This is a genomic window from Methylosinus sp. Ce-a6, from assembly GCF_009811655.1.
Classification (GTDB): domain Bacteria; phylum Pseudomonadota; class Alphaproteobacteria; order Rhizobiales; family Beijerinckiaceae; genus Methylosinus.
Map to the genome: position 1 here is coordinate 82429 of NZ_BGJX01000018.1, position 7815 is coordinate 90243.

Here is a 7815-nt window from a genome sequence, read left to right on the forward strand (position 1 = left end):
GATGCTTCGTGAGGTTTCGCTCGTTCTCATCGCCTGCTTCGCCACAGGCTTCGCGGCGGCCGAGCCGCGCAGCATCGGCGATTGCGAGCGTATCCAGGCGGCGGACGCCTATAATCGCTGTCTCGCCTCCTTCGGCCCGGCCGCCCATGCGCGCAACGCGCGCTCCTCGCTCTCCTTCGCTCCGGCCGAGCCGATCGTCTCGCATGGCGGCGAGCGCGCCGGCCCCTTCGCCGAGCGCGGCCGGCGCGGGCGCCCGCGCATGACCTTCACGCCCGGGAGCCGCTGACGCCGGCGCGGCGACACAGAGGGAGGAGCGACCTATGGCTCGAAGCCCCTCGACCGACAGTCTCGCCCGGCGCGATTTTCTGAACGGGCTGCTGATCGCCGCCAGCGGCGGCGTCTTGCGCAGCGTTCCGGCGCAGGCGCTCGCTTCCGGTTCCTGCGACGGGCCGATCGGCCTCGATCCGCGTGCGCTGCGCGGCGGCAATCTTCCTTCGACCTTCGCCGTCTCGCATTGGCTGCGCGACGGGCGGCTGCGCTTTGAGAAAAACTCCGCGTCGCTCGCGCCGGGCTGCGATGACCTCGCCGGGACGTTCCCCATTGTCGACGAAAGCGGCGGGTTCGACGCCATCGTCATCGGCGGCGGCCTCGCCGGACTTTCCGCCGCCTATCATCTGCTGCGCGAGCGGCCGCGGGCCCGCTTGCTGATCCTCGAGGCCGGCCCTGTGGCGGGCGGCAACGCCGGACGCGACGAGGGCGCGCCGCTTCCCGGCCCCGCCTCCACCGCGGGCGCCTATGGCGTCGCCCCTTCCGCCGACTGGCTCTCCCGATTTTATCGGGCGATCGGCGTCGACTGGCTGGCGCAGAGCATCCCCGCCCCCGAAATCAGCTATTATTTCGACGAATATGCGCCGGGCGCCGCCGCCGGCCGCCGCGGCTGGAACATCGATACATTCGAGAGCGGCCTGGAGCGCCTCCCTTATGAGCCGCGCATCGTCGCCGATCTGCTGCGCGCGCGCGAGACCATCCGCGCGCTCGGCGCGAAAGGCCTCGCCGATCCCGCCGAAGAGAGCGATCCGGCTCTCGACGAGCTCACGACCGTCAGCTTGAAGCACTATCTCGAGACGGAGCTGCGCTGCGATCCGATCGTCTCATTGTTTTTCGACTCCTACACGCTCACCGCCTTTGGCGGGACTGCCGCTCAGGTGAACGCCCATAGCGCGATCTCCTTCCTGTCGGGAGAATTCACGCGCGGCGCGACATTCACCTATGCCGGCGGCGCGTCGGAGATCGCGCGCCGCGCGCTGCGCTTTCTGGCGCAGAGCGAGACGCCGCCGCGCCTGGTGACGAATGCGACGGCGCTGCGGATCGATCCACAGTCGTCTGCGGCGCGCGCGGGCGCGAGCGTCGTCTATTTCCAGGACGGCGGCTTTCGCCGCCTTTTCGCGAAGCGGATCATTCTCGCCGCCCCGGCGCAGAGCGCGCGCCATCTCGTCGCGCATTTCTCCGACGCCGCGCGCAAGGAGGCCTGGAGCCGATTCCATGCGGCGCCCATCGTCACCGCCAATGTGGCGCTGCGCCGCGCGGCGCCTCTCGTGGAGCTCGGCTTGGGCTATAGCCAGAGCTGGTGGGGCGGGCGGCATTTCGTCAATTACATCGTCGCCGATTGGATAGGCGCGAGGCGCGCCGATCGCGAGCGACGGGCGACGCTCACCTTCTATGGCGGCTGCGACGCCCCGCTCGAAGCGCTCGGCGAAGCGCGCATGAAGCTCCTGCACACGCCCTTCTCCGATTACGAAGACTCGATCCGCAGCGATCTCGCGCGGCTGATGCGCGGCGCCGATTTCGACTTCGATCGCGATGTCGACGCGCTGTTCCTCTATCGCTGGGGTCACAGCATGTTGCGGCCGCCGCCGAATTTCCTCTTCGGCTCCGCGCGCGACGCGCGAGGGCGGCTCGACCGCGCGCAATCGCCGCGCCGCATCGCCTGCGCGCCGCTGGGGCCGGTGGTTTTCGCGGGCCAGCATGTCGAAGGCGCCCCATCTATCGAGAGCGCGATCGGCTCCGGCCGCCGCGCCGCGCGAGAGGCGCTGGATAATCGCTGATAACAGGCGCACGATGGGCGTCTGCGCCATCATCGCGGCCGTCGCCTTCCTCGGCCGCGCGGCGCTGGGCGCCGAGCGGCGCGTCCCCGGGGCTCACCAGCGCAGCACCGCGCCGCCCCAGGTCATTCCGGCGCCGATCGCCATCATGGCGATCACATCGCCCTTCTTCAGCCGCCCGGCGCGATTGGCCTCGTCCAGGGTGATCGGCATGGAGGCGCTCGACGTGTTGCCGAAGCGGGCGAGGTTCATCCAGCATTTCTCCAGAGGCACGCCGAGCGTCGCCAGCGCCGCCTCTATGATGCGGATGTTGGCCTGATGGGCGATCACATGATCGACGTGCTTCGCCTCGAGGCCGGCCATCGCCAACGCCTCGGAGACGATCTCCGGCAAAAGGCGCAGCGCGACCTTATAGACCTCGCGCCCGCGCATCTTGATCTTATGCGCCTCGCCCGGCGTCGGCCCGTCCTGGCGCGGATCATAGGGGCGCGGAATGCCGAGAATGCCGGTCATGGTCCCGTCGGTGCGCAGGCTCGTCGAGAGCAGGCCGCGGTCCTCCTCCTCGCCCGGACCCAGCACCATGGCGCCGGCGGCGTCGCCGAACAGCACGCAAGTCTCGCGATTGGTCCAGTCGACGACGCGGCTCAGCGTCTCCGCCCCGACGATGAGCGCGCGGCGGATCTTGCCGGTCTTGATGAACTGATCGGCGATGGAGAGCGCATAGAGCGAGCCGGCGCAGGCGGCGGAGACATCGAAGGCGAAGGCGTTCTCCGCGCCGATCTTGGCCTGCAGAAAGGCGGCGCAGGCGGGCGTCTGCGCGTCGCCGGTGACCGTCGCGACAATGATGAGATCGAGCTCGCGCGGATCGACCCCTGCGAGCTCCAGAGCCTCGCGGGAGGCGGCGGCCGCCATATCGGAGGTGGATTCGCCGGGCGCGGCGATGCGCCGCTCCTCTATGCCGGTGCGGCTGACGATCCAGGCGCCATTGGTCGCGACCATTTTCTCGAGGTCGGCATTGGTCAGGACCCGCGCAGGGGCGTAGGATCCGGTTCCGAGTATGACAGTTCTGAGCAACGGCGTTCGGCCTCTTTCTTTTAAGATCCGGCGGCCGGCGCGAGCCGCCGCGGACACCTCATGCCTAGCAGGGATCGGCGAGGCGCGAACCTTAAAATTCTGTAATCCCCAGGCCGAGCTCACGTTTCGGACCGCGCGCGGGGCGATTGCCACGGCGCGCGCGCCATGGCAAGCCTTTCGCCCATGCAGAACGCGCCTATGCAGAACGCCTCCGCCGACCCGACCGCGCCCGCCAGAGAGGCGCCGCGCGTCTCCTTCGTCTCGCTCGGATGCCCCAAGGCGCTCGTCGACAGCGAGCGCATCCTCACGCGCCTGCGCGCCGAGGGCTATGAGCTTTCGCGCACCCATGCCGGGGCCGATGTCGTCGTCGTCAACACCTGCGGCTTTCTGGACAGCGCCAAGGCCGAATCGCTCGAGGCGATCGGCGCGGCGCTGAAGGAGAACGGCAAGGTCGTCGTCACCGGCTGCATGGGCGCCGAGCCGCAGGCGATCACCGAGCGTTTCCCCGATGTTCTGGCGATCACCGGCCCGCAGGCCTATGAGAGCGTCGTCGAGGCCGTCCACGCCGCCGCCGCGCCGAGCCACGACCCCTTCCTCGATCTCGTGCCGGAACAGGGCGTCAAGCTCACGCCGCGCCACTACGCCTATCTCAAAATTTCGGAAGGCTGCGACAATAGCTGCTCCTTCTGCATCATCCCGCATCTGCGCGGCTCGCTGGCCTCGCGCCCGGCTGCGGAGGTGCTGCGCGAGGCCGAGCGGCTGGTGAAGGCGGGCGTCAAGGAGCTCCTGGTCATCTCGCAGGATACGAGCGCCTATGGCCGCGATCTGCGCTACGCCGAAAGCCAGTGGGGCGACCGCGCTGTGCGCGCGCGCTTCCTCGATCTTGCCCGCGAGCTCGGCTCGCTCGGCGCCTGGGTGCGGCTGCATTACGTCTATCCCTATCCGCATGTGGACGAGGTCGTCGAGCTGATGGCCGAGAACAAGGTTCTGCCCTATCTCGACATTCCCTTCCAGCACGCCGCGCCTTCCGTGCTGAGGGCGATGAAGCGCCCGGCCAATGAGGAAAAGACGCTGGAGCGCATCAAATCCTGGCGGCGCGCCTGTCCAGATCTCGCGCTGCGCTCCACCTTCATCGTCGGCTTTCCCGGCGAGACGGAGGAGGATTTCTCCTATCTGCTCGACTGGCTGGAGGAGGCGGAGATCGACCGCGCCGGCGCCTTCCGCTACGAGCCGGTGGCCGGCGCTCCGGCCAATGATCTGCCGCTGGCCGCGATCGCCCCCGAGGTGAAGGAGGCGCGCTGGAAACGCTTCATGGAGCGCCAGCAGAAGGTGAGCGCGCGCCTGCTGAAACGCAAAATCGGCAAGCGGCTTCAGGTGCTGATCGACGAGCCGGGAGGCGGCGCGACGGGGAGCCTCGCGCGCGGACGCAGCAAGGCGGACGCGCCGCAGATCGACGGAACCGTGCACATCGCCTCGCGCCGCCCGCTGCGCGCCGGCGAGATCGTCACCGTGAAGGTCGACCGCGCCGACGCCTATGATCTCTACGGCGCGGCGGTGTGATAGTATGAGCGGAGCCTCGCCATTCGACTCCTTCTCCCACCTGCGGGAGAATGTGGCCCGGCCATAGGGCGTCCGAAAGGACGCCCGTCGCAAGCGTCGGGCTTATGGCGAGGTCGGATGAGGGCTCCGCCCGCGACCGCGAAGAATGTCGTTCGGCGAAGGCGTCCGAGAACCGCAGCCGCCCTCATCCGACCCGGCTTCGCCGGGCCACCTTCTCCCACGAGTGGGAGAAGGAATCGCGCACCAAGCGGATTGGAAAACGACGATAGGAGAGGAGCGCCGCCCATGACCGAGGAACCCCCGAAGGACCGCATTCCCCGTCTGCTGGCCAGCCGTCAGCTGATATTCTTCACGGCGATCGTTCTCGCCATGTGGGTGTTCGTCACCTTCTTCTTCCGCAATCCTTACCAGCAGGCCGTCGAGTTCGGCTATTATGACAGGCACCCTTATGACGAAGGGACCGTCTGGACCTATGTGCTGATCGTCGTCCCGATGATCGGCCTGGGAGCGGCCCTGCTGTGGTGGCAGCGTCGCGGCGTCCGCAAATAGAGCATGTTCCCGAAAACTGCGTCGCGGTTTTCGGAAGAGAACATGCGAGCTCAGGTGGTTTTTCAGGCGCGGCCGGCGGCGCTGCGCAGAGCCGTCGAGGATTGCGCGACGCGCGGGGCGTGCAGATAGACGAAAGCCGGCGGCCTCGCCTCGGCGAGCAGCGGCGCCGCGCTCTCCGGCAGGCGCGCGCGCCAAAAATGTTGCGCCGCCTTGGCGGAACCCGCCCGAAGCGTCGCGCCGGGCCGATCCACGATCGCGATCGGCGTCGTGCGCGCGATCTCCTCCCAATCGCGCCAATGGTGGAATTGCAGCAGATTATCGGCGCCCATGATCCAGACGAAGCGAACGTTCGAACAACGCCGATGCAGGAAGCGCAGCGTATCCGCGGTGTAGCGCGCGCCGATCTCCGCCTCCACGCCGGTGACGACGATGCGCGGATCGCAGGCGATTTTTCGCGCGGCGGCGATGCGCTGTTCGAGCGACGGCAGGCCGGCGGTCCGCTTCAGCGGATTGCCGGGCGTCGCCAGCCACCAGAGCCGATCCAATCGGAGCCTCTGCAAGGCGATTTGGGAAACGTGCCGGTGCCCTTCATGCGGCGGATCGAATGAGCCGCCGAAGATGCCGATGCGCATCCCCGGCGCATGAGGCGGCAGGCGGATCATAGCGAAATCGTCGAAGGTTCGCGCTTCCTTCTCCCGTTTACGGGAGAAGGTGGCCCGACGCAGTCGGGTCGGATGAGGGCCGCCGCGGTCGTCCCCATGCGATCCGAATTGGCCCCGACGATTGCTGTGGTCGCGAGGCCCCTCATCCGACCTCGCTTCGCGAGGCCGCCTTCTCCCGCGAGCGGGAGAAGGGATCGCGCACGACGATTTCGCGCGCTCATCCCCTGACCTGCCCGGCGCCATGCACGCGATATTTGAACGAGGTGAGCTGCTCGACGCCCACCGGCCCGCGGGCGTGCATGCGGCCCGTCGCTATGCCGATCTCGGCGCCGAAGCCGAATTCGCCGCCATCGGCGAATTGCGTCGAGGCGTTGTGCAGCACGATCGCCGAATCGACCTCCGCCATGAAACGCCGCGCCGCAATGTCGTCCTTCGTGACGATGCAATCGGTGTGATGCGAGCCATAGGTCTCGATATGCGCGATCGCCGCGTCGAGCCCGTCGACGACGCGGGCGGCGATGATGGCGTCGAGATATTCGGCGCGCCAATCCTCTTCCGTCGCGGGCAGCACGCGCGCGTCCGCCGCCTGCGTCGCCGCGTCGCCGCGCACCTCGCAGCCGGCGTCGAGCAGCATTTTCACCAGCGGCGAAAGATGCGTCGCCGCGCAGGCGCGATCGACGAGCAGCGTCTCGGCGGCGCCGCAGACGCCGGTGCGGCGCAGCTTGGCGTTCAGCAATATGCGCTTCGCCATGTCGAGATCGGCCTGCGCATGGACGAAGACATGCACAATGCCCTCGAGATGGGCGAAGACCGGCACGCGCGCCTCGTGCTGCACCCGCGCGACGAGGCTCTTGCCGCCGCGCGGCACGATGACGTCCACATTGCCGTCGAGCCCGGCGAGCATGGCTCCGACGGCGGCGCGATCGGCGACGGGCACGAGCGAGATCGCCGCCTCCGGCAGGCCCGCGGCGGCGAGGCCGGCGACGAGACATTGGTGAACCACGCGCGAGGAGCGCAGGCTCTCGGAGCCGCCGCGCAGAATGGCGGCGTTGCCGGCCTTGAGACAGAGTCCGCCGGCGTCGGCGGTGACATTGGGCCGGCTCTCATAAATGACGCCGATGACGCCGAGCGGCGTCGCGACGCGCTCGATGAGGAGGCCGTTCGGCCGCTCGAAGGCGGCGAGCAGGCGGCCGACGGGATCGGGCAGATCGGCGATCTCCTCGAGACCGCGGGCCATCGCCTCGACGCGCGACGGATCGAGCGTCAGCCGATCGAGAAAGGAGGCGGCGGTTCCGCGGCTTTGCGCCTCCGCCACATCGAGCGCATTGGCGGAGAGGAGCTCGCCCGCGCGTCGGCGCAGCTCGGCCGCCGCCGCGCGCAGCGCCTCGTTCTTCGTCTTCGCCGGGGCGAGCGCCACCGCTCGCGCCGCCAGCCTCGCATTACGGCCGAGCTCGGCCATCAGCTCGCCTATGTCCTGCTCGCTCGTCGGCGCCGCTTCCGCTCTCGCCATCTCGTCTCGCCCTCGCCTTCCGCCTCGATCCGCTACCATGAAACCCGCCGCCGCCGAAAGCCGCCGGGCCGAAGGGCTTGCCAGGCGACCGCCCTTTCTGTAATCCGCGAGGGCGTAGGCCCGGGCTTTGGCGGCGTCGCCGATGGCGCAGCTCTCTGCCGAGGCGGCGCTTTTCGACCGGCCGATGCATTCTTCGGGCGTATGCGGCGAGAAACGGCTGGGGCAGGGGTCTCGGCGCGCGGCTGCGCCCCTCGACCCGCTCCGCCGCAATGAGGTTCTTCTATGACGAAACGCGCATTGTTGACGGGCGTCACCGGGCAGGACGGGGCCTATCTCGCACAGCTTCTGCTCGGCGAGG

Annotated in this window: 7 protein-coding genes; 4 read left to right on the forward strand and 3 right to left on the reverse strand. The window is 68.8% G+C overall.

The window, feature by feature from the left end:
• Position 1: 1 nt before the first annotated feature.
• Entirely contained in the window at positions 2 to 286 is a 285-nt protein-coding gene (locus tag Mspo_RS12710) for a hypothetical protein (protein ID WP_159730275.1), read from the forward strand.
• A gap of 34 nt (positions 287 to 320) precedes the next feature.
• Positions 321 to 2105 (forward strand): FAD-dependent oxidoreductase, encoded by a 1785-nt coding sequence (locus Mspo_RS12715; protein ID WP_159730277.1) that lies wholly within the window; start codon positions 321 to 323, stop codon positions 2103 to 2105.
• Positions 2106 to 2198: 93 nt separating this feature from the next.
• Here Mspo_RS12715 and Mspo_RS12720 read toward each other — a convergent pair whose 3' ends face one another.
• A complete protein-coding gene (locus Mspo_RS12720) occupies positions 2199 to 3176 on the reverse strand; it encodes a beta-ketoacyl-ACP synthase III (protein ID WP_159730279.1) in 978 nt (325 codons plus the stop codon).
• Positions 3177 to 3374: 198 nt separating this feature from the next.
• Here Mspo_RS12720 and rimO point away from each other — a divergent pair, with 198 nt between their 5' ends.
• Both rimO and Mspo_RS12730 read left to right on the forward strand, forming a co-directional pair.
• Positions 3375 to 4736, forward strand: coding sequence for a 30S ribosomal protein S12 methylthiotransferase RimO (gene rimO, locus Mspo_RS12725; RefSeq protein WP_159730298.1), 1362 nt, complete (start codon positions 3375 to 3377; stop codon positions 4734 to 4736).
• 285 nt (positions 4737 to 5021) lie between these two features.
• A complete protein-coding gene (locus Mspo_RS12730) occupies positions 5022 to 5285 on the forward strand; it encodes a hypothetical protein (protein WP_159730281.1) in 264 nt (87 codons plus the stop codon).
• Between the two features lie 62 nt (positions 5286 to 5347).
• Here Mspo_RS12730 and Mspo_RS12735 read toward each other — a convergent pair whose 3' ends face one another.
• Positions 5348 to 5947, reverse strand: a complete 600-nt coding sequence (locus Mspo_RS12735; RefSeq protein WP_159730283.1) for a nicotinate-nucleotide adenylyltransferase — start codon at positions 5945 to 5947, stop codon at positions 5348 to 5350.
• A 217-nt stretch (positions 5948 to 6164) separates the two neighbouring features.
• Complete coding sequence (locus Mspo_RS12740) at positions 6165 to 7457, reverse strand: glutamate-5-semialdehyde dehydrogenase (RefSeq protein ID WP_159730285.1); 1293 nt, start codon at positions 7455 to 7457, stop codon at positions 6165 to 6167.
• Between the last annotated feature and the right edge of the window lie 358 nt (positions 7458 to 7815).

Excerpts from the sequence above, each read along its gene's own strand:
- Mspo_RS12710 (WP_159730275.1), top strand. The coding sequence starts at position 2 with ATGCTTCGTGAGGTTTCGCTCGTTCTCATCGCCTGCTTCGCCACAGGC.
- Mspo_RS12715 (WP_159730277.1), top strand. The coding sequence starts at position 321 with ATGGCTCGAAGCCCCTCGACCGACAGTCTCGCCCGGCGCGATTTTCTG.
- rimO (WP_159730298.1), top strand. The coding sequence starts at position 3,375 with ATGCAGAACGCCTCCGCCGACCCGACCGCGCCCGCCAGAGAGGCGCCG.
- Mspo_RS12730 (WP_159730281.1), top strand. The coding sequence starts at position 5,022 with ATGACCGAGGAACCCCCGAAGGACCGCATTCCCCGTCTGCTGGCCAGC.
- Mspo_RS12735 (WP_159730283.1), bottom strand. The coding sequence starts at position 5,947 with ATGATCCGCCTGCCGCCTCATGCGCCGGGGATGCGCATCGGCATCTTC.
- Mspo_RS12740 (WP_159730285.1), bottom strand. The coding sequence starts at position 7,457 with ATGGCGAGAGCGGAAGCGGCGCCGACGAGCGAGCAGGACATAGGCGAG.